At 64.3% G+C, this 20,679-nt stretch carries 20 protein-coding genes and 1 pseudogene; 14 read left to right on the top strand and 7 right to left on the bottom strand.

Annotation, left to right across the window (positions count from 1 at the left end):
* Together FJ527_RS20950 and FJ527_RS20945 are read left to right on the top strand one after the other, a co-directional pair.
* The coding region (locus FJ527_RS20950) for a 2-oxo acid dehydrogenase subunit E2 (protein WP_181166419.1) at positions 1-240 on the top strand (240 nt) is incomplete at its 5' end.
* 110 nt (positions 241-350) lie between these two features.
* Positions 351-719, top strand: a complete 369-nt coding sequence (locus FJ527_RS20945) for a hypothetical protein (RefSeq protein ID WP_015315457.1) — start codon at positions 351-353, stop codon at positions 717-719.
* 11 nt (positions 720-730) lie between these two features.
* Here FJ527_RS20945 and FJ527_RS20940 read toward each other — a convergent pair whose 3' ends face one another.
* Positions 731-1,702: a sugar-binding domain-containing protein gene (locus FJ527_RS20940; RefSeq protein ID WP_140662913.1), complete on the bottom strand. Its 972-nt coding sequence runs from the start codon at positions 1,700-1,702 to the stop codon at positions 731-733.
* A gap of 260 nt (positions 1,703-1,962) precedes the next feature.
* On the opposite strand from FJ527_RS20940, the gene FJ527_RS20935 reads away from it, so the two are divergent.
* From FJ527_RS20935 to FJ527_RS20910, 6 genes and pseudogenes are all read left to right on the top strand, one after another.
* Complete coding sequence (locus FJ527_RS20935) at positions 1,963-2,949, top strand: ABC transporter substrate-binding protein (protein ID WP_015315459.1); 987 nt, start codon at positions 1,963-1,965, stop codon at positions 2,947-2,949.
* A gap of 92 nt (positions 2,950-3,041) precedes the next feature.
* Positions 3,042-4,745: an iron ABC transporter permease gene (locus FJ527_RS20930; protein WP_140824005.1), complete on the top strand. Its 1,704-nt coding sequence runs from the start codon at positions 3,042-3,044 to the stop codon at positions 4,743-4,745.
* Positions 4,733-5,812 carry an ABC transporter ATP-binding protein gene (locus tag FJ527_RS20925; RefSeq protein ID WP_140824004.1) on the top strand — a complete coding sequence of 360 codons (1,080 nt, stop codon included), beginning with the start codon at positions 4,733-4,735 and terminating at the stop codon, positions 5,810-5,812. The genes FJ527_RS20930 and FJ527_RS20925 overlap by 13 nt, the downstream gene beginning before the upstream one ends.
* Positions 5,812-6,978 (top strand): MBL fold metallo-hydrolase, encoded by a 1,167-nt coding sequence (locus tag FJ527_RS20920; protein ID WP_140713276.1) that lies wholly within the window; start codon positions 5,812-5,814, stop codon positions 6,976-6,978. The genes FJ527_RS20925 and FJ527_RS20920 overlap by 1 nt, the downstream gene beginning before the upstream one ends.
* Positions 6,975-7,729, top strand: a pseudogene (locus FJ527_RS20915) (5'/3'-nucleotidase SurE). Before FJ527_RS20920 ends, FJ527_RS20915 begins: the two are co-directional and overlap by 4 nt.
* Positions 7,730-7,839: 110 nt before the next feature.
* Complete coding sequence (locus FJ527_RS20910) at positions 7,840-8,973, top strand: DUF930 domain-containing protein (RefSeq protein ID WP_140616898.1); 1,134 nt, start codon at positions 7,840-7,842, stop codon at positions 8,971-8,973.
* Positions 8,974-8,983: 10 nt separating this feature from the next.
* Here the strand turns inward: FJ527_RS20910 and FJ527_RS20905 are convergent, their stop codons facing one another.
* Together FJ527_RS20905 and FJ527_RS20900 are read right to left on the bottom strand one after the other, a co-directional pair.
* The gene (locus FJ527_RS20905) at positions 8,984-9,658 is read right to left on the bottom strand and encodes an HAD family phosphatase (protein ID WP_140616779.1); all 675 of its coding nucleotides are present in this window, start codon (positions 9,656-9,658) and stop codon (positions 8,984-8,986) included.
* Between the two features lie 108 nt (positions 9,659-9,766).
* Positions 9,767-10,408 (bottom strand): hypothetical protein, encoded by a 642-nt coding sequence (locus tag FJ527_RS20900; protein WP_140616780.1) that lies wholly within the window; start codon positions 10,406-10,408, stop codon positions 9,767-9,769.
* Between the two features lie 191 nt (positions 10,409-10,599).
* Here FJ527_RS20900 and FJ527_RS20895 point away from each other — a divergent pair, with 191 nt between their 5' ends.
* Genes FJ527_RS20895 through ptsP form a run of 5 tightly spaced genes read left to right on the top strand, consistent with a single transcriptional unit; the run spans position 10,600 to position 15,322 of the window.
* Entirely contained in the window at positions 10,600-11,037 is a 438-nt protein-coding gene (locus FJ527_RS20895) for a transcriptional regulator GutM (RefSeq protein WP_015315467.1), read from the top strand.
* 53 nt (positions 11,038-11,090) lie between these two features.
* The gene (locus FJ527_RS20890) at positions 11,091-11,858 is read left to right on the top strand and encodes a PTS glucitol/sorbitol transporter subunit IIC (RefSeq protein ID WP_140824003.1); all 768 of its coding nucleotides are present in this window, start codon (positions 11,091-11,093) and stop codon (positions 11,856-11,858) included.
* A 16-nt stretch (positions 11,859-11,874) separates the two neighbouring features.
* On the top strand, positions 11,875-12,873 hold the full coding sequence (locus tag FJ527_RS20885) for a PTS glucitol/sorbitol transporter subunit IIB (RefSeq protein WP_015315469.1): 999 nt from the start codon (positions 11,875-11,877) through the stop codon (positions 12,871-12,873).
* Positions 12,874-12,899: 26 nt separating this feature from the next.
* On the top strand, positions 12,900-13,280 hold the full coding sequence (locus tag FJ527_RS20880) for a PTS glucitol/sorbitol transporter subunit IIA (protein WP_140824002.1): 381 nt from the start codon (positions 12,900-12,902) through the stop codon (positions 13,278-13,280).
* A 56-nt stretch (positions 13,281-13,336) separates the two neighbouring features.
* A complete protein-coding gene (gene ptsP / locus FJ527_RS20875) occupies positions 13,337-15,322 on the top strand; it encodes a phosphoenolpyruvate--protein phosphotransferase (RefSeq protein WP_140824001.1) in 1,986 nt (661 codons plus the stop codon).
* 21 nt (positions 15,323-15,343) lie between these two features.
* Here ptsP and FJ527_RS20870 read toward each other — a convergent pair whose 3' ends face one another.
* The gene (locus FJ527_RS20870; protein WP_140824000.1) at positions 15,344-16,144 is read right to left on the bottom strand and encodes a hypothetical protein; all 801 of its coding nucleotides are present in this window, start codon (positions 16,142-16,144) and stop codon (positions 15,344-15,346) included.
* A 172-nt stretch (positions 16,145-16,316) separates the two neighbouring features.
* Here FJ527_RS20870 and FJ527_RS20865 point away from each other — a divergent pair, with 172 nt between their 5' ends.
* Complete coding sequence (locus FJ527_RS20865) at positions 16,317-17,336, top strand: sugar-binding transcriptional regulator (protein ID WP_051041246.1); 1,020 nt, start codon at positions 16,317-16,319, stop codon at positions 17,334-17,336.
* Here the strand turns inward: FJ527_RS20865 and FJ527_RS20860 are convergent.
* The 3 genes from FJ527_RS20860 to FJ527_RS20850 are packed head-to-tail and all read right to left on the bottom strand — an operon-like array spanning position 17,323 to position 20,501.
* Positions 17,323-18,174 (bottom strand): TIGR01459 family HAD-type hydrolase, encoded by an 852-nt coding sequence (locus tag FJ527_RS20860; RefSeq protein WP_015315474.1) that lies wholly within the window; start codon positions 18,172-18,174, stop codon positions 17,323-17,325. The two genes, FJ527_RS20865 and FJ527_RS20860, sit on opposite strands and share 14 nt — an antisense overlap.
* Complete coding sequence (locus FJ527_RS20855) at positions 18,171-19,445, bottom strand: FGGY-family carbohydrate kinase (protein ID WP_140823999.1); 1,275 nt, start codon at positions 19,443-19,445, stop codon at positions 18,171-18,173. The genes FJ527_RS20860 and FJ527_RS20855 overlap by 4 nt, the downstream gene beginning before the upstream one ends.
* Before the next feature lie 15 nt (positions 19,446-19,460).
* Positions 19,461-20,501, bottom strand: coding sequence for a class II aldolase/adducin family protein (locus FJ527_RS20850; RefSeq protein WP_015315476.1), 1,041 nt, complete (start codon positions 20,499-20,501; stop codon positions 19,461-19,463).
* Between the last annotated feature and the right edge of the window lie 178 nt (positions 20,502-20,679).

Below are 20,679 nucleotides of genomic sequence, written 5' to 3'. Positions count from 1 at the left end.
AATCTCGGCATGTTCGGCATCAAGGACTTTGCCGCCGTCATCAACCCGCCGCATGCGACGATCCTGGCGGTCGGCGCGGGCGAGGAGCGGGCGGTGGTCAAGAATGATGAGATCAGAATAGCGACCGTGATGTCGGTGACGCTGTCGACCGACCATCGTGCGGTTGACGGCGCGCTGGGGGCCGAACTGCTGGTCGCCTTCAAGAAGCTGATCGAGAATCCGATGGGCATGCTGGTCTAGGCTCCTGCAGTAAGCCGGCGCCAATGATGCGCCGGCTTATGATGAAACGACTTGTCAGGCTCCGAACCTTGACCCATGTTCTCTGGTGATCGCGACCAAGGGAGGCCAACATGCCTGCATTCGACCCGTCTGACGTCAAAACCTTGTTCGGCAGGGTCATGGGCGCGTCGCCTTCCGACATCAAGCTGGTGGCGCAGCGCCTGCACGATCATGCTTTCGAGCCACGCATGTCGGCGGAAGAGACAAGGCAGCTTGTCGTCAGCCTCGGTTATGACAGCCTCGATGCGTTCTGCAGTGATATCGGCCTGCCCGCGCATATCGCCGAGCGCTGGAGCCGTTTTGGCGTTTCGGGCGAGATGAAGCAGGTGTTCACCCTGCTGGCGGGGCAGCGCAGACGCGTGGCCGAAGCGATCGCCGAATTCGAATCCATGACCCATGTCGGCGTCGAGGATTTTTTGCGCGAGCGCGGGTTGATTTAAACCCAGGCATCTCAGCCGGCCTTGGCTAGCAGCGCCATAGCGGTGTCGCTGTCGGTGATCAGCACATTGGTGTTGACAGCCTTGAGCGCGGCGAGGATTGCCGCCACCTTGCGCTTTCCGCCGGCGGCCAGCACGACATTCGGCACATGGGCGACAACATCGAGGTCGATCGCCATGACGCGCCGGTTGACTTCGTGATCGACGAGCCTGCCGGCGGCATCGACGAAATAGCATAGCATGTTGGCGACCGCGCCTTTTGCCTTCAAGGGTGTAATCAGCGATGACGGCACGATGCCATGCCGGAAGATGGTGGCATCGGGCGACATGTCGCCGACGGTGAGCAATGCGATGTCGGCCGCCGCGGCGCGCCGGCGCACATCCTGCAGCGTCGGCTGCGCCCACAGGAGATCGCGCAGCGAGGGGTCGTCCACCATCACCGGCGCCGTGATCTGATAGCTGTCCACCTCGAACACATCGGCGACCTTGGCGGCCACGATCGACGGGTTGATCCATTGCGAATGCGGCAGGCTGCCGACAAGCGCCACCACCGAGGCGCGCTTCAAGTGCCGGCGGGCGAGGAAACCCAGGCTGGCGTGCAGCGTGGCGCCACCGCCGATCGCCAGCGTCATGCTATCCTGCATCTGCTCGCCGAGATAGGCCGCCACGGCGTGGCCGATGGCCTTCTCCAGATGGTCGTGAACCGAAGGTGTCGGGATGACGACGGCGGCGTTGAGGCCCCAGCGTTTTTCCAGTTCCCGCTCAAGCGCCACCTGTTCGGCTGTCGGCGCGTTGATCATGGTAACGACGATGCCCTCGGCGGTACAGGCGGCCAGCGTACGCATGACCTTCACCCTGGAGACATCGAGCTTTTCGGCGATCTGCTCCTGCGTGAAGCCCTCGACATAATAGAGCCATGCCGTCTTGACGCTGAGGTCCGACGAGACCATCGGCAGGCGAGCCGGTGCGGGCTTTTGCGTGGGCATGGATGTCGTCCCTCATGTGTCATGGCCGACGGTTGTCCTCATCCGGGCAAGGCCGCTCTTACGTCAATCGGATGCCGGGTTCGCGGCAGGCCGATTATCGCACAGCTGTGATCATTTGTAATTGACATCGTACATATGAACATATTTTGTTGGTTTCACGCGCTGTGTCATCCACCAGTCATATGCGCCGTGCAGGGAGGAAGAGACGGGGTGCTGGCCAGGGGCCAGACCGGTCATGCACAGACAAGACAGGAGGTCTCATGAAGACGCTATTCATCCAGCTGCTGGCCAGCCAGCTGGCGCTCGCGGCAACTTTGTTTGCCGGCGTGGCAAATGCCGAAACACTGACGCTCTACACATCCCAGCCCGAGGCAGACGCAGCCAAGACCGTGGATGCCTTCAAGAAGGCACAGCCCGGCATCGACGTCACCATCTATCGCTCCGGAACCAGCGACATCCTGACCAAGATGGCGGCCGAGTTCGCCGCAGGCAGCCCGCAGCCCGACGTGCTGCTGATCGCCGACGCGGTGTCGATGGAACTGCTGAAGAAGGACGACCGGCTGCTGGCCTATCCCGAGGCCAAGCTCGACGGCATCGAGGCGGATGCCTATGACGCCGACAAGACTTATTTCGGCAGCAAGCTGATCACTACCGGCATCGTCTACAACACCGCTGCCGCCGAAAAGCCGCAGCATTGGGCGGACCTCGCCAAGCCGGCCTATGCCGATGGCCTGGTCATGCCGAGCCCGCTCTATTCCGGTGCCGCCGCCTACCTGCTTTCGGGCTTCGCCGGCGACAGCAATTATGGCTGGGATTTCTTCCAGAAGCTGAAGACCAACAACACCGTCAGCGTCCGCGGCAATGGCGCGGTGCTGAAGTCGGTGGCGTCGGGCGAGAAGCCCTATGGCATCCTCGTCGATTTCATGGCGATGAACGCCAAGAAGAAGGGTTCGCCTGTCGAATTCGTGTTCCCCTCGGAGGGCGTGCCCGCCGTGACCGAACCGGTGGCCATCATGAAGACCGCCAAGAACGTCGACGGTGCGAAAAAATTCGTCGACTTCATTCTGTCCGATGAAGGCCAGAAGCTGGCGCTGTCGATGGGTTACCTGCCGGCACGCGCCTCGGTCGGTCGTCCCGACTGGCTGCCGGAAGGCGTCAAGGTCAAGGTGATGCCGTTCGACACCAAGGCGATCGTCGCCGAGACCGACGCCGACAAGGCGAAGTTCCAGGACCTGTTCGGCGGCTGAGCCGTCGATCCCCGCGAGATGCCGTCTCGACGGCATCTCGTCAGTTCCGGTGAGCCCGGCCGCCCCGCTGACCGATCCCAGGAAACGCAATCATGCCGACACGTATCAGGGAGAGCCGGGGCCAGGAAATGGTCCTGACGGCGGTGGTGGCCGTCGTCATCGTCCTGCTTTCGCTGCTGCCCATGCTGCGCCTCGTCAAGGAGATCGTGGCACCCGGCGGTGTCTTGTCGACGGTGGCCGTGGAGGCCGGGCTGAGAAGCCCGGCAACCTGGATCGCGACATGGCATACACTGGTCGTCGGCATCGGCGGCACTCTTCTGGCGGTGCTGTCGGGAACGCTGGTGGCCGTGCTTGTCTCGCTGACCGACATACGCGGCCGAAGCGCCCTGGTGCTCTGCTACGTCATGCCGCTGATGATCGCGCCGCAGGTGACGGCGCTGGCCTGGCTGCAACTGTTCGGCCCTGCCAGCCCATTCCTCAAGCTTTTCGGAGCGGCGCCGCCGCTCGGCACGAAAAACCCGCTCTACTCGACCTCGGGCATCATCCTGCTGCTTGGCGTCCAATACGGGCCGCTGGTCTTCCTGCTGGTGCGTGCAGGCCTGCGCAAGCTGCCGCGCGAACTGGTCGAGGCGGCGCGCGCCGGCGGTGCGAATTGGTTCACCGTGCTGATCACCATCGTGCTGCCCTTGATGACGCCGTCGATCATGGCGGCGGCCGCGCTTGCCTTCGTCTCCTGCGTCGGCAATTTCGGCATTCCGGCCTTTCTCGGCATCCCCGCCAACTACCTGGTGCTGCCGACGCTCATCTATCAGAAGCTGGCCGGCGGGGGGCCGGCGGTACTCGGCGAGACCGCGTTCCTGTCGGTGCTGATTGGCATCATCGCCATGGCCGGCATTCTTGCCCAGGAGGTGATGAGCCGCCGCCGCGACTACCGCATCTCCTTGACGTCGCTGCCGGCCCAACCTTATGAACTGGGCCGCTGGCGGCCGGTCGTCCAGGCCGGCATGTGGCTGCTCATCGTGCTGGTGCTGGTCCTGCCGCTGTTCGGGCTGGTGCTGACCTCGCTGGTGCCGGGCTACGGCATCGCGCTCACCGCCAAGACGGCGACGCTCGACAATTACCGTTTCGTGCTGTTCGAGCATGATGCCGCCAGCCGCGCCTTCTTCAACAGTTTCTGGCTGTCGATCGCTGCCGCTTTCTTCGCGGTCCTCGTCGCCGTGCCGATCGGCTATCTCATCGCTTGGGGCAAGCAGCGCTGGGTGCGGCTGCTCAATCTTTCAGTCGAACTGCCCTACGCCTTGCCTGGCGTGGTGCTGGCGATCGCCTCGCTGCTCTTGTTCCTGCGCCCCATCCCGCTGACCGGCGTCCAGCTCTACAACACCGTCTGGATCATCCTCTATGCCTATCTCGCCCGTTTCCTGGTGCTGGCCTTGCGGCCGACCATCAGCGGCTATCACCAGATCGACCGGGCACTCGAAGAAGCCGCACAGGTGGCGGGCGCCGGCCTGTTCACGCGCATGCGCACCATCGTCTTTCCGCTGGTCGCGCCGGCGGCGATCGCCGGCGGCCTGCTGATCTTCATGACGGCGCTCAGCGAACTCACCGTCTCGGCGCTGCTGTGGTCGTCGGGTTCCGAGACCATCGGCGTTGTCATGTTTTCCTTCGAGCAGGGCGGCGATTCCAACTATGCGGCGGCGATGTCGGTCATCACGGTCGCGGTCACCTTCGTGCTGATGCTGGTGACCAACCTGCTTGCCCCTCATCTTCCGAGCGGAGTTCTGCCATGGCGCGACTGACCCTGGACCATGTGACCAAAAGCTTCGCCGATTTCGACGCCGTGAAGGATGTCTCGATCGACGTCGCCGACGGCGAGTTTCTGGCGGTGCTCGGCCCTTCCGGCTGTGGCAAGACGACATTGCTGCGGCTGGTCGCCGGTTTCGAAAAGGTGACCTCGGGCGAAATCCGCATCGGCAGCGATGTCGTGTCGAACAGCGGCGGCAGCGTCGCGCCGGAAAAGCGGCGCGTCGGCATCGTCTTCCAGAATTATGCGCTGTGGCCGCATATGAGCGTCGCCGAGAATATCGGCTATGCGCTGAAGGTGGCCAAGCTCGACAAGGCGGTTGCGCGCCAAAAAGTGGAAGACGCGCTTGCCCTTGTCAATCTGCAGGGCCTGGGCGAGCGCCGGCCCGCCAATCTTTCCGGCGGCCAGCGCCAGCGGGTGGCCTTGGCGCGTTGCCTGGTGGCGACACCTTCGCTGGTGCTGTTCGACGAGCCACTCGCCAATCTCGACGTCCATCTCAGGGCCTCGATGGAGGACGAGTTCGCCGCCTTCCACAAGCGCACCGGCACGACCGTCGTCTACATAACCCATGACCAGGCCGAGGCGATGGCGCTGGCCGACCGCATCGCGGTGATGGACCATGGACGCTTGGCGCAGCTCGCCACCCCGCGTGAACTCTATCATAAGCCGGCAAATGAAATGGTGGCCTCCTTCATTTCGCAAGGCATTCTGCTTCCGGCGGACGTGTTGGCCAGCGAGGACAACGGCCATTGCAAGGTCCGGGTTCTCGGAACCGAGCTGGTGGTCCGTTGCCGGCCTGGCGAGCGGCCGCGCGCCGGCGCCAAGATCTGCTGCCGCTCCGCCGATATCGAGCTTTCGGCCGATGCCTCGGGCTTCGATGGTCTCGTCAAGCGGGCGATCTACCAGGGCGGCGCGGCGCGGATTGAATTCGCGCCGACCGCTGGTCCCGACCTCACCTTGCATTTCGAGCAACCCGATCCGGTTGTGCTGGAGAACGGGGCGCAAGCGCGCCTGCGCATAAAATCCGGCTGGCTGATCCCGGCGGCGGGGACAGCCTCGTGATGATACTGGACCTTGCCGGCGGCTTCGGAGAAAAGGGCCGCACCAGCCTCGCCGTCAACAGCGGCGACGATCGCATCCTGCTCGATGTCGGCATCAAGGTCGGCGCTTCCGGCGCGGAATACTATCCAGCGCTCAACGGGTCGAGCGACGACATCGATGCTGTTTTTGTTTCGCATGCCCATGAGGATCATGTCGGCGCGCTGAGCTGGCTGTTGTCGCGGGGCTATAGCGGCCCGATCTTCATGACGGCGGAGACCCGTGCCGAGGCGCCGGCCACGCTTGCCGCCTATGCCGAGCCGGAGGATTTCAGGCGATTTCCCTTGCCTGAAAACCGCATCGAACTCTTCGAACCAGGCGACACACTGACAAGCGGCAATTTCACGGTCAGGACCGGGCGGTCCGGTCATGTCGTCGGCGGTGTCTGGTTCACCGTCGACGACGGGACAAGCCGCATCGCCTATTCAGCCGATGTGGTGCCTGACAGCAATGTGTTTGTCATGGACACGATCCCGCACTGCGATCTCCTGGTCTTCGATGCCTCCTACGGGGCGGATCCCGTGCCGGGGGCTGCCCGGGCGCAAGAAATTTCCGAATGGGTGGCGCGGCATCCGCAGGGATGCCTGTTGCCGACGCCGCTGTCTGGCCGATCGCTGGAACTGATCGCGGCCTTGCCGGGGTCGTTCGCCGTCCATGCCGGCATGCGTTCGTCGCTGGAAGCGCAGATCGGCGCGACCGCGTCCCTGTTGCCGGGCATTTCCGAGCTTTTGCTTGCCCGCCTGCGAAGCGCGGCCGACTGGAGCGATGCCGACCCGCTGCCTTCGCTGCCCCTGCTGGCCAATGACGGCATGGGCGAGGCTGGCCCGTCGTCGCACCTTTTGCCTCGCGCCGACGATGCCGGGTTTCCGGTGTTGCTCACCGGGCATCTGCCTTTGGGCTCTCCGGCCGATCTCATGCACAAGGCCGGCCGGGCGGACTGGATACGCATGCCCACCCACCCGACACTGTCGGGCAATGTCGGCATCTGGGAGAAGGCGGGACGCCCCAGGGCGCTGGGCCATTCCTGCGCGCCCGATCTTCTGGGCGAGTTGAAAAGCCATATTCCGTCCTTGCTCACGCAATGCCGTACGGGTCAACGCATCACGGTGGGGCAAGGAAGCGCATCATGAGAATCCTGATCTGCAACGATGACGGCATCGAAGCGCCGGGTCTTGCCCGTCTGGTCAATGCCGCCCTCGGGTTGAGCGACGATGTCTGGGTGGTCGCGCCGGACGGCAAGCGCACCGCCGCCGGCTCGTCGCTGACCATCGCCAGGCCGCTGACGATGCGGCGCGTCAAGCCGAACTGGTATTCGTGCTCGGGCACGCCAGCCGATTGCGTGGTGAGCGCCATGACGTGGCTATTCGCTGATGAACCGAAGCCTGACCTCGTATTGTCGGGCATCAATGACGGCCGCAACGTCGCCGAGGATATCGCCTATTCCGGCACACTGGGTATTGCCCGCGAAGCGAGTTTCTGGGGCATACCCGCGATCGGCTTTTCGCGCGTGAAAAATCCTGACTTCGGCGCTGCCGACGACGAATGGCTTGGCAAGCTGATCGCCTCGCTCTGGCAAGCGCGTGCCGATTGGGCGACAGAGGGCCATTGGCTGAGCGTCAACTTGCCGACCGCGCTGCCGGCCGAAATTCGCCAGCCGCGCATCGGCCGCGACAAGATCGGCCGCACGGCCGAGGTGGTGGAAAGCGCCGGGGATCGCACGATCATCACGGTGCCGCGTGGCCGAGCCATGCAAGCGAACCGGGGGATGAAAACGCCGCGATCGATGCGGGTTTCGTCAGCATCAACCGGCTGAACTGGTTTGGGGAAACGCGGCTGGACGAGGGATTTCTGGACGGAATCCCACGCTGGCGGCAAAGCTAGCCGATCTCCCTGCGCGGCATCCCCCAGATCACCAAGCTGTCAGCGGCTAAATGGCGTCAATCCGGTGCTTATGCTTGAAGCCGCCGCTATTTCATTCCACATCGGAAGAGATGAAGGATGAGACACGCGAATGGCGCCGGAATCTGCTGTGGGCCTTGGCCGCATCGCTGGTCCTGCATGCGCTTGTCGCATCGTTCTTCATCTACGGCCTGTCAAAAGCCTCACAAGAGCCCCAGCAGGAGCAACCGATAAGCGTCGCGCTCGTGCCTCCGCCCGACAAGCCAAAACCGCAGCCGCTCAAAGCCGAGAAGCCGCCGGAACCTAAGGCTGATAAACCCCCCGAGCATAAGGTTGAAAAGCCACCCGAACAGCCGCGCAAACAACCTGACGACACCGCTTTGAAGCGCGTTTTTCAGTATGGCGACAAAGATACCGGACCGAAGAAATCCCTGGATGGGGGGGCGGCCAAGGACAATGCGCCGTCGCCTGCAAAGGATGAGGCCTCGAAGCCTCCGGTCGTGCCCAAGTCCGCCGAGAACAAGCCTGCAGCGACGGCAAACGCGGAGCAGCGGCCGGATGCGAGCAAAGCCGATGAGAATCCGCCAACCGAGCCGACCGTCACCAAGCCCACGCCGAGCGAGGAAAAGCAGGTCACGGAAGACGCTGATAAACAGCAGGCTGCGCCAAAAGCTTCCGATCAGCAAGCAGCCGTAGAGCCAAAGCCGTCGCCAGCCGAGAGCGACGCCAAGACCGGGGCCGCGACCGAAAAGCCCAAGGCCAAAGTCGTCAAGACGATGAAGTTCAAGTCTGAAAAAGCCCTGAAGTCCCGGGCCGGAAAAGCCACCGCCTCAAATTCCACGAACGACGCAGGTGCTGGATCACCAATGTATTCCGGTCTTCCGGGGGTTCGGAAACTCTACTCGCAGGGCGCTACCGGCGACGCGTTGGCCACGAGTTCCATGAGCGGCGTACCTCGCAGTCAGCGCGTTGCGACCCTTTGCGCCAACGTGCTGGACCAGGAGCTGCAGGGTGCCGACTATTCTCCCAAATGGCTGCCGACGATTCCGCTGAAAGCCGGCAATGTTCTCGACCGCCCCGAAGCGGCCTTCAGCACGACAACCACATGGTACCAACTGAGCTTCCGATGCGAGGTGGATACCGATGCGACCAGGGTCCTGTCGTTCGGCTTCCGTGTCGGCTCCGAGATTCCACGCAGCGAATGGCCGCCAAACCATCCTCTTTAGTCTCTGCCACTTAGGCTGGCACACCAAGTCCAGCCAATTGCCGGCTAACTTCATGCCAGTCGGCGCAGACGAGATCGGCACCGGCCGCCGTCAGCCGTGCGGCATGCTCGGCATAAGTATGACCGCCGCCGGTATAGCCGATCGCCGTCATGCCGGCGGCGACCGCGCCCTGGATGCCGAAAGGCGAATCCTCGATGACGATGCAGTCGGCTGGTTTGGCGCCCATCCTGGCAGCCGCGAAAAGGAAGATGTCCGGCGCCGGCTTGCCGTTCTTGACCATCGAGGAACTGTAGATCGCATCGCCGAAGAAGCGTGCCAATCCGGTCACCGCCAGGCTGTGGTTTATACGCTCGATGGAGGACGAGGAGGCAACGCAGCGGTCGCCGGCAAGCGTTTCCAGAAACGAGCCTATTCCAGGCGTTGGCTTCAACTCTTCGGTGAAAAGCACCTTGGTCTCGGCCCAGATATCGCCGTCGGCCGACGCGGGAAACTGATGGCCGGTCAACTCCTTGATCCTGACGATGATGTCGGCCTGTTTCATGCCGACGCACTGGGCGATGATGCCGCCGTGAACGCCCGGCATGCCATGCTTATCGTAGACACGTTCATAGGCCTTGGCGGCCAGTGGCTCGCTGTCGACGAGAACGCCGTCGCAATCGAAAATGATCAGTCTTGACGGCGCCACGCGTTTCTCCCGGCCTCTGTCAGAATTCGCACATCGCTATCGACAAAAAGTCAAATGTTCAATAGCGGGCGCGCTCGGCCTCGTGGATAGGGGGTAATAGAGGCCAATTCAAAGCTGGCGCAAGACGTCGCTGGCGCGGGAGGACCCCAGCGCCCGCTGCATGGCCTGCCGCGACTGTGCGCGATCGGGCGTGATCCAGTTCGGTTCCGCCCCCAGGAAGCGGTCGAGGAAAGCCACGGCATAGGCCGGCATTTCGGTGACGTTCTCGCGATAGGACCACCAGGTGCGCAGGTCGTCGGCGCATTTGTCGATACTGGGCGCCGAGCCAAACTCCTGCTCGTAGATCGCCGAAATCACCGAGACACAGTAGTTGGTGTAGAGAAAGCCTTCCGGCCAGAAACGGATGATGTCCAGCGTGCCGGCATTCTGATCCGTTTCGATGAGCTGGGTGAGGCCGGAGATTTCCCTTGCCGGCGCCTGTTTTATCAGTTCGCGCAGCACGAGGCCGGCGGCAAAGACGATGAAATCGGCGCGGTCGATCGCGGCAAAGCGCTTCTGCGCTTCCATGACCTCGACCCAGTCGAGAAAAGCCCGGGTCAGCTTCGCCTCGTCGATTTCGAAGCGTACGCCGAATGTGTCCGAGACCACCTTGGCGCTGCCGCGGAAGGTGGCGCGGAACCAGCGCAACTGCCGCAGCCGGTGGCGCAGGTCGGGCATGAGGGCCAGTTCATCCCTGAAGGGCAGTTCCATTTCCTGTATCCCGTTTCCCCCAGGTTAGCACAATCGTGCCCCCGCCGTAATCGCGCGGCGGCCCTGTGGATGACCGTGGTTGAGGTCAATATCATACATATTGACATTCGCGGAAACAAATGTTCTCACTTTGCTGTTGTCGCGCGCCGGTCCAAGGTGCGCCTCGACTGAGGCTTCGGGAGGAGAACCGAATGGCGATTTGGCAGTGGGGACTGCTTCTGCTGGTTATTGTGTGGGCGCTGCAGTCGCTCGGCGTCTGGCTGCAGATGCGGCACTATTCGGATGTCTTCCGGGGCGTCACCGACCAGTACAAGGACGGCTTCGTCGGAGCCGGCAATTTTCGCGGCCGATTTGCCAAGGGAACGATCGCGCTGGTCGTGGTTACGCCCGACTTGATCGTGCGCCGCATGATGGTGATGAGCGGCCGTTCCGTGTTCACCAAATTCAAGCGACATGAAGAATTCGAGGGCGTTCCCCTCGATCGACTCCGGTCCAACCCTGCGATCATGGGGGAGGGGGAACCCGGTGTGGCCGAGGCCGTGAAGCGGGCGATCGAACAGATCGACAAAGCACGGTCGGAGCCGGGGAAGAAGCCGGGTTTGGCCGGCTTGAATGTAGCAAGGGCATAGAGGAGGCCGTGCGCCGACTGGGATCAACCGGCGGGCCGGCATAAGGAGGAGAAATGTCTGTATTTTCGTTGTTGGCGCAGCATGCCGACATGGCCGTGCACAATTTGCATGTCGCGGGTGCCATGGTCTCGGATGCTGCATTGCATGGCAGGCTCGCCGTCGAGCATGCTTCCGATCATCTCGTGGTCCTGGCGCAGGCGCAGACCCACAGCGGGCCGGTCACCGCCGATCAGCTGAAGGAGCAGCTGAAAAACGTGCAGCAGGAAGAGCAGCTTGGCTGGCTGACTGCCATCGGCAAGTACTTCATCGGCATTTTCCAGAAGGGCGGCGAGGTTTTCGCCGGCTTTGTCACCGGCATCATCCCGACGCTTGTGGTGCTGATGACCGCCTTTTACGCCGTCACCGAACTGGTCGGCGAAGAGCGGGTCCACGGTCTGGCGCGTGGCGCTGGCCGCATCGCGCTGACCCGCTACACCGTGCTGCCGCTGCTGGCGGTGTTCTTCCTCACCAACCCGATGGCTTACACCTTCGGCTCGTTCCTGGAAGAAAAGCACAAGCCGGCCTTCTATGACGCGGCCGTGTCCTACGTGCATCCGCCGCTCGGCCTCTTTCCGCACATCAACCCTGGCGAATATTTCGTCTGGGGAGGCATGCTCGTGGCCTTGCTCGATCTCGAGAAGCGCGGCGTCATCGCCGCCGGCTACCATGTCAAGGTTGCCATCTGGTACGCCATCGTCGGCCTCGTCGTCATCCTGCTCAAGGGCATGCTGACCGAGCGCATCACCGCCATCATGGCACGCCGCCAGGGCGTCGAGCTGTAAGGGCGGGGAGGACATCATGGCCAAGACATACAAAGCCGTACGGATCACCCGCGGCAAAACAGGGTGGGGCGGTCCGCTTGTGATCGAGCCGACCGAACAGCGCAGCAAGGTTGTTTCCGTCACCGGTGGTGGTATTCATCCGGTGGCGCAGCTCATCGCCGATATGACCGGCGCTGAAGCCGTCGACGGCTTCAAGGCGCCGCCGATCGAAAGCGAAATGGCGGTTGTCGTCGTCGACTGCGGCGGCACCGCACGATGCGGCGTCTATCCGCGCAAGCGTATCCCGACCGTCAACCTGACGCCGGTCGGACAGTCCGGGCCGCTCGCCCAGTTCATCACCGAGGATATCTACGTTTCGGGCGTCAAGCCGGCCGACGTCACAATGGCGGACGGGTCCGAGGCGGTCACGACTGCAGGGGGAGCAGCATCGATGGGTTCGACCAACAACACAGCGACGCCGACGGCGCTGCCCAGCGAGGGTGGCCTGATCGGTTTCATCAGCACGATCGGCCGCGTCATGGGTCGTGTCGTCGGCATCTTCTTCAATGCCGGCCGCCGCACCATCGATCAGGTCATCCGCAACGTGCTGCCGTTCATGGCCTTCGTGACCATGCTCATCGGCCTGATCCTGTATACCGGCGTCGGTGACGTGCTGGCGCAGCCGATGGGTCCGCTGGCCAACAATATCGTCGGCCTGCTGATCATCTCGGCCATTTGCGGCCTGCCGTTCCTGTCGCCCATCCTGGGCCCAGGCGCTGTCATCGCGCAGGTTATCGGCGTCGCCATCATCGGCCCGCAGATTGCCAACGGCACGATCTCTCCGGCGATGGCGCTGCCGGCTCTGTTTGCCTACAACACCCAGGTGGGCTGCGACTTCGTTCCCGTCGGCCTCGCACTGGGTGAAGCCAAGCCGAAAACCATCGAAATCGGCGTGCCGGCGGTGCTCATCAGCCGCCAGATCATGGGTCCGGTCTCGGTGCTGATCGCCTGGGTCGTCTCCCTGATCGTTTTCTAAACACCAGAAATAACGAGGTTCGCCATATGTCGGTTCTTCTCAAGACACGGATCACGGCAATAGGACCCGAAGTGGCGGACCTCGCCGAGGGCGGCGTGGTCATCCTGTTCGCGGATGGCTCGCCACCGGAGCTTGCCGAGGTCTCGGTGCTCCACAAGACGGAGATCGGACCCAGCGACGGCGCGCCTGAAAAGGGCGCGTCGATCACCCTTGGCCCGGTTTCGGCTGTCATAACCGCCGTCGGCTCCAGCGCCTGGAGCAAGGTGCTCGAGATGGGCCACGTCGTCATCTCGTTCAACGGCGCCACCGAGGCCGAAAGGCCGGGCGAGATCTGCGCATCGCAGGTCGATACGCAAGCCCTCGTGGCTGCGCTGAAGACAGGCGCGATCATCACCATCGCCGCCTGAAAGCATTCGCGCCCAGCCAGTCTGGCTTTGGCGCCCAAAAAAGCAGAGTATTTGCCATGGAACGCTCGACCATCGTCAGAGTGCATGAAGGTTTGCACGCCCGTCCCGCCACGCGCTTCGTCAAGCTCGCCAAGGCTTTCGAATCCGACGTCGAACTGGTCAAGGACGGCAAGGCGGTCAGTGCCAAGAGCTCGGTCAAGCTGATGCTGCTGGCGGTCAAGGAAAACCAGGAAGTCACTGTGCGGGCGAACGGCGCCGACGCCATTGAGGCGATCGAGGCTCTGATCGGCTATCTCGAGAACCCAAAGGCGGGTCTCGACGACGAAGACTCCCACGCTCCAGCCAATGACCAGGGCAAGGAAGCGGCGCCTGCGCCAGCGCCCCGGTCCGCGCCAGCTGCATCAGGCGAAGCAAGCAGTGGTTTGCGCGGTGTCGCCGCAAGCGAGGGCGTCGCCATCGGGCCGGCTTTTGCACATTTCCCGCCTGACATCGCCGGGCAGGGCCGCATGCTGCAGGCCGATGAGATCGCCGGCGAGATCGACAGGTTTCGCGCCGCCGTCGCCGCCGTCCAGGCCCGCATGGACCGGGCTTTGGCACAGGATGGTCTGTCGGCCGGTGACCGCGGCATCGTCGCGGCGCTGAGAGATATCGCCGCCGACGACAGCCTGACCGGCGAGGCCGAGAAGGCAATCAAGGGCGGCAACGACGCGGTCTCGGCCACGATAACCGCCGCCTCCACCATCGCCGCCGATTTCAGCGCCGTCGACGATCATTATCTCAATGCGCGGGCGGACGATGTCCATGCGGTCGGACGGCAGATCAGCCTGGTGCTGCTTGGCCAGGACGACGTCAGCCTCGAGAACATCCCGCAAGGTGCGATCCTGATCGCCGATGATATCGGGGCCTGGGATCTGGCGCGGGCGCCGCTGAAACGCATCGGCGGCGTGGTGTGCGGCCATGGCGGCGCCACCTCGCACATCGCCATCATCGCCCGCTCGCATGGCATTCCGGCGGTGATCGGCCTTGGCGACCGGATCCACCTCTTGCGCACGGCACAAGAGGTGGCGCTCGACGGCAACAGCGGCCAGGTGATCATCGACCCCGATGCGGCGACGCGCGCCGATTTCGCCGGTCGTGTCCAAGCGGCGGCGAAGGAGCGTGCCGGCCTGGCGGCTTTCAAGACGGTGACGCCGAAGCTGGCGGACGGCAGGGTCATCGAGGTCGCGGCCAATATCGGCTCGCTGGAAGAGATCGAGGCAGCGCAAGAGGCCGGCGCCATGGGTGTCGGCCTGTTCCGCACCGAGCTCCTGTTCATGCGCCATATGCACCTTCCGTCGGAGGACATGCAGGCCGAGACCTATGCGGCGCTGGCCAAGGCCTTCGCACCCTATCCGGTCATCGTGCGCACGCTCGACATCGGCGGCGACAAGCCGATTGCCGGCATCGAGTTCCCCGACGAGGAGAACCCCTTCCTCGGGTGGCGCGGCATCCGCATGTGCCTCGACCGGCCCGATATCTTCAAGCGCCAGCTCAGGGCGCTGCTGAGGGCCGCCGTGCACGGCAACATCAAGGTGATGCTGCCGATGGTCTCCGATCTTGGCGAGGTGCGGCAGACGCGCGTTCTTGTCGCCGAATGCGCCGCCGAACTCAAGGCCGAAGGCGTGCCGCATGCGACGTTCGATCTCGGCGTGATGATCGAAACCCCGGCCGCCGTGCTGATCGCCCCGGCACTGGCCAAGGAAGTAGCTTTCTTCTCGATCGGCACCAACGACCTGACCCAGTACATCATGGCGGCCGATCGGCTCAACCCGACCGTTGCGAAGCTCAACGACGTCACCAATCCGGCGGTCATGTCGGCGATCGGGCTGACGGCCAAGGCCGGCGTCGCCGCCGGCATCATGGTCGGCATGTGCGGCGAAGCGGCGGGCCGGCCGGATCTCATTCCGGCCTTCCTGGAGATGGGCCTGACCGAGCTGTCGATGAGCCCGGCCTCGATCCAGCGCGCCAAGAAGACGATCACGGCGATGGCAGCCGGGGAGTAGTCCCGCAATCGCCGCTGGAGCTTACGGCAGATGCGCAAGCAAGGTGGCGAACACAGGTGCCAATTCATCGACCGGGCTCGCCTTGGCGCAGGCTTGGGCAATGCGCTCATGACGTATGTCGGCCGCCAGAATCGCGATTTCCAGCATGTCGGGCTCCGGCGCGCCGTCACGACCGGTGGTCGCCAGGCCGCAGGCCAGGACGACCGGCGCCAGGCAGCTTATGTCGAGCGCCTGGCCGCCAGCAGCGCTCGCTTCCGGCGCGGCTTCGCCAAAGCGGACCGGACGCTGGTTGCGCAACTCGACCAGCAGTGCCGCGCAGATGGCCGCGATGGCCTGCAGTCCGGCACCCGGCGCCGCCAGCGCAGCCAACAATTCGCCATGGCGCTTGCGCATGGCCGCGTGGACGGCGGCGAAACCGGCTTCATGGATACGGGCGTGGTCGATCTTCAGCCCGGCAAGCACTGCCTTGGTCAGATAGTACATGTCGCGCCGGAACAGGCGCTCGGCGCTCAATTGCTGGTCTTCGTCACCGGCCGGGAAATAGGTGGCGAGGCCTTTTACGGTCGTTCCGTCCACTCTTATCGGGCGCTCGTGCGGAACGAAGGATTCGGCGATCGACAGCGCTTCGTCGACGGCACTCGCGGCATGGCTGAGCAGGCCTTCGATGCCTTTGCCCGGAAATGGCGGCAGATGGCTGGTTGCTTCGCGCAGCAGGCTGGCCTCGCTGGCGCCGTCATGGCGGCTCTGGCGGATGATGTCGCGGACTTCCCGCAGCCGGTCCTTGAGGTTGACGCGGACATCTTCGGAGATTTGTCGGAGCATCGCGGTTAGCCTCGAATGTGCCGTGCGGCGCCACCTGCGACGGGCACCACCGACTCTACATTGTTCCTATCGATTGGTAGATCAATAGGCGATACTAGACCAGCATGCAGAATCGGCGACGGCGCACTCGTCCGCCGCGGGGGAGGGATGATTGGCCAGGGGACGACAAATCGTGGAAAGACGGCCCGAGGAAAGGCGGACCGACGAAAGGCGGGCAGGAGCGGAAGCGACCGAGCAGATCGTCAGCGAGAGCCGCACGGACCGCCTCAGGATCCGCGCCGCCTGGATGTATTTCGTCGAGCAGATGACGCAGAACGAGATCGCCGATGTGCTCGGCGTCGGCCGCGTCACCATCGTGCGCATGCTGGCGGAGGCGCGGTCGCGCAACGAGGTCAAGATCACCATCGAGAGCGAGCTTCTAGAGATCGTGCGGCTGGAGCGCGCGCTGGAAAAGACCTTCGGCCTCCAGCAGGCGCTGGTGGCGCCGCTGACGGCGGCCAGTGCCGATCCGATCCCGGCAATAGCCGCCAAGACCGGCATGTTCCTGTCCGACGCTATGAAATCCGGCATGCAGGTCGGTGTCGGCTGGGGCAATACGCTGTTCCACACCTTGCCGTTCATCAGCGCCAAATCGCTGACCGATTTCAAGGTGATTTCGCTGCTTGGCGGCGTCGGCGTCGCGCGCCGGGTCAACCCGGCCGAGTTCGCCTGGCGCTTCGCCCAGATCTTCCAGGGCGACGGCTATCTGATGCCGACGCCAGCCGTCGTCGACAGCGTCGAGACCAAGATCGCGCTGATCGAACGCTGCGGCCTGCAGGAGGTTTTTGAAATGGCCGACGCGCTCGACGCCGTTCTGCTGAGTGTCGGCGGGATCGCTTCGGCCACCACCTTCTCGCGCGGCGGCTTCCTCAGGGAAGCGGACCGGGAGGCGCTGCTGGCGCGCGGCGCCGTCGGGGACCTCCTGTTCCACTTCTACGACCGCAATGGCGATCTGGTCGACCATCCCGTCAACAACCATGTGATGTCGGTGGATGTCGACCGGCTGCGCAAGGCGCCAATCCGCATTCTGACCTCCGGCGGCGCGGAGAAGACCGACGCCCTGCTCGGCGCAATGAACCTGATTGCGCCCACAATCCTGATCACCGACGAGGAGAGTGCAAGGCGGATTTTGGCGGCGGTCAGCGAAAGCTGAAGGACCCCATCGTATAGTCCGGCCAGGCCTTATGCTCATCGAAGACAGCGGCGAGGTCAGGCGTGTCGGCCAATATCCCACCCATCACCAGTGCCGTCGCGATGCCGACGCCATTGCCGCCTGCAATATCGTGTTCGACGCTGTCGCCGACGCAGACCACGCTGCCGCGCTTTGGTTCGCCGGCGAGCGCGAGCGCCGCTTCGAAGATCGCCGGGCCGGGCTTGCCGATGCGGGTGACGCTGCCGCCCAGGCTCTCGTAAAGATCGGCGATCTCGCCGGCGCCGAAGCGGGGCCCGACCGCCGTCAGCATGATCTTGTCGGGATTGGTGCAGAAGCATGGCACTTTTCGCGCCGCCGCCGGGGCCAGCAAGCGGCGATAATGCTCGAGGTCGTAGCGGTCGCCCTCGCTGGCCGCGATCAGTACCAGGTTGGCGGTATCGCCGGTTCCGGTCAATACAAAAGGCAGGCCCTCGATCGCTGTGCGGTCATTATCGCGGCTGATCAACAGGCAGTTCGTGCCGGGGCGCAACGCTCCGGTCGCCGCCATTTCGTGGAAGGATCGCCACGCCACCTCGCCGGAGGAAACGAAATGATCCCAGCTTCCGGGCTCGAAGCCGAGCCTCAGCAAACGGTCTTCGTTGGGCTTGGCGCGCCTGCCGGAGTTGGAGACCAGCACCACGGTCTTTCCGGCGCGCTTCAGTGCCGCCAAGGCCACCACCGCACCGGGATAGGGGGCCGAGCCGTCATGCAGCACGCCGAACTGGTCGACCAGGAAGACCTGGTAGCGCTCCTCCAGCGGTCCGATGCCGTCGAGGCGTTCAGCCAGTTTCCCGCTCATAGCAGCCCCGCCTCGTTCGCACCCTTCAACGCCAGGCGCGCCGCTCCGGCAGCGGCCTCGTCCGACAAAGCCGGCAAGAACGCAACGCCGAGCTTACGCTGCCGGATCGCGCTCCACGCCGGATTTGCCGCGCCGCCGCCGACGCTGCGCACCGAAGTCAGCGCCGGCGCGCCGAGCTCGCCAAGCCGGCGATAGCCGAGCGCTTCGATCGCGGCCATGCCTTCGAACATCGCCTTGAGATAGTCGGCATCATCCGCCGGGCGCGGGACGAGGCGCGGGGGGAGCGCCGGATCGGCGATCGGGAAGCGTTCGCCCGATGTGGCGAGCGGATAATAGTCGAGGCCGGTCTCGGTCGCGGGGTCGATCATGGTGCTGAGCTCGATGATCCGCGCGAGCGGAAAATGCCGCGCCAGCACCTTGCCACCGGAATTCGATGCGCCGCCGGCCAGCCAGGTGTCGCCAAGACGATGGCTGTAGATGCCGAAGCGCGGCGCCGAGATCGGCCGGTCGGACAGGATCTTGATGGTCAGCGAGGAACCCAATGCGGTGACGCCGTCGCCGGCTGCCGTAGCGCCCGTCGCCAGGAATGAGGCGCAGCCGTCCGTGGTGCCGGCAACCACAACCACATCGCGCGGCAAGCCGAAAAGCGCGGCGGCGGCCGTGGTAAGCGTGCCGCTGACCTCGCCCGGCTCGACGACATCAGGCAGTAAATTCATGCGCATGCCGGTGGCCGCGATCCAATCCGGCCAGCGGCGAGCCTCGACGTCATAGCCGGTCTTGAGCGCATTGTTCTCGTCGCTGACGTCGAAGCGTCCGGACAGGTTGCCGGCGATCCAGTCGGCCTGGTGGAGCACGGCCGCCGCGCCAGGCAGACGCTGGAATCGGAGCGCCTTGGCGAGGCCTGAAGTCGGCCCGTGGGCGGCGCTCGTTTCCGGCGCCTCGCGGGCGACGATGGCCAGGATGTCTCCGTCATCGACCTTGTCGTTGTACATCAGCGGCTCGGCCAGGGGCCGCCCATCAGTGTCGACCGGCAGCAGCGTGCCCGATGTGCCGTCGACGGCGATGGCGCGGACCGTGGCACGGTCTATGCTTGAAAGCAGCCCGGCCAGCGCCGCCTGGACCGCTTGCCACCATGTCCGGGGATCGCGGGGGTTCGGGCCGAACCTGTCGAGAGGCACGGCGGATTGGGCGGCAATGAAAAAATCCCGGCGCATGGCGACCGCGCGGGCGCCGGAGGTGCCGATGTCGATGCCGACGACAAGTGGCGTCATGTCGTCCGTTCCTTGTCAGGCCGTGCCGGCGGCGTTGAGCTTCTGGCGATACTGCTCGGCGTCCCAGTTGACCAGTTCGTCATTCTCGGCGGCCGTGAGATAGTTCAGCCGCGCCTTGCCATCGACGCGCGCGGTCACGTCGGCCAGGCAACGCTGCATGGCGTCGGCACCGGCGCTGGCGTCGCCGCGCATCAGCACGCCGGCGCCGGGAAACAGGATCGCCGGTGGCGCCGCGCCGAGCCGCGCGACGACGCCGGCCACGTCCTCGCCCGGCCTCGCCAGGACCGAGCCCTGGCCAAGGAATATGACATGGTCCGGATAGAGGCTGCCGGCCTCGGCCATGTGCAGGCTTTCCGCATCGATCGCGACAGCATGCGCTTCGATATCCGCCGGTAACCGGTAGTCGCCGGCTAGCGTCGTCAGGGCGGCGATGTCGGGTGCGGCGGTCGCGCGCGCCGGCCGCGCCAGCAGCGACCGGACGCGGTGCAGCAAGGCCTGTGCGTCGGGGACGGTTTCCGCGGCGACCACCAGTCCGTGATTGCCAAGGATCAGTACGTCGACGCCGGGTCGCAATCTCTCGGCAATGCCACGGGCGAGCGGCAGGCCCGGCCGGAAATAGGGCACCCAGGCCCATTCGATGCCGCCCAGCCGCTTGGCGACCTCGGCCTCGCCATCGGCTTGCACGGCCAGCGAAATCGTGTCGACGCAGTGGACGTGCAGAACCACGCGTTGCGGCATCAAGGCATGCACCGTGGTCTCGATCGACGGACGCAGGCCACGCGGATTGAGGTCTTCGATGGCGAAAGCCTGTGGCTTGTCGGCGGCCGGGTCGCGCCGGTCGACGGCCTCCAGCAACGGCGCCATCGCCACCGGCACCATGATGTCGTCGCTGAGCGCGTCCTTCAGCCAGGTGCCCGAAGCCTTGATCCACAGCGTGTCGCCGGCCTTCAGCGAGGTGTTTCCGCCCGCCGCCTGCGTCATATGCGGGTTCAGCCCGATGCTGGCCGAAAGCGCCCGCAAGGCGGCCAGTTCCTGTGCATCAGCTTGGGTTGCCATGGCCCTTTTCTCCAACGCTTGCACAAAATCCCGTCGTCGGGACCGGTGTTGGCGTTGGTATCGCAGATGTGAGTGATCTGCGTCAATAGTGATCTACTATCGTCAAAAGCAGCTTGCAATCCAACTAATGTTGAGTAAGTTGCACCAATTGCCATAGAAATGGCGTCAGGGAGGAAAG

Origin of the sequence: Mesorhizobium sp. B2-4-18 (assembly GCF_006441385.1) — a bacterium.
GTDB lineage: Bacteria > Pseudomonadota > Alphaproteobacteria > Rhizobiales > Rhizobiaceae > Mesorhizobium > Mesorhizobium australicum.
Note: the sequence above shows the minus strand (reverse complement) of the source record. Positions and strands in the feature narration are given on the sequence as shown.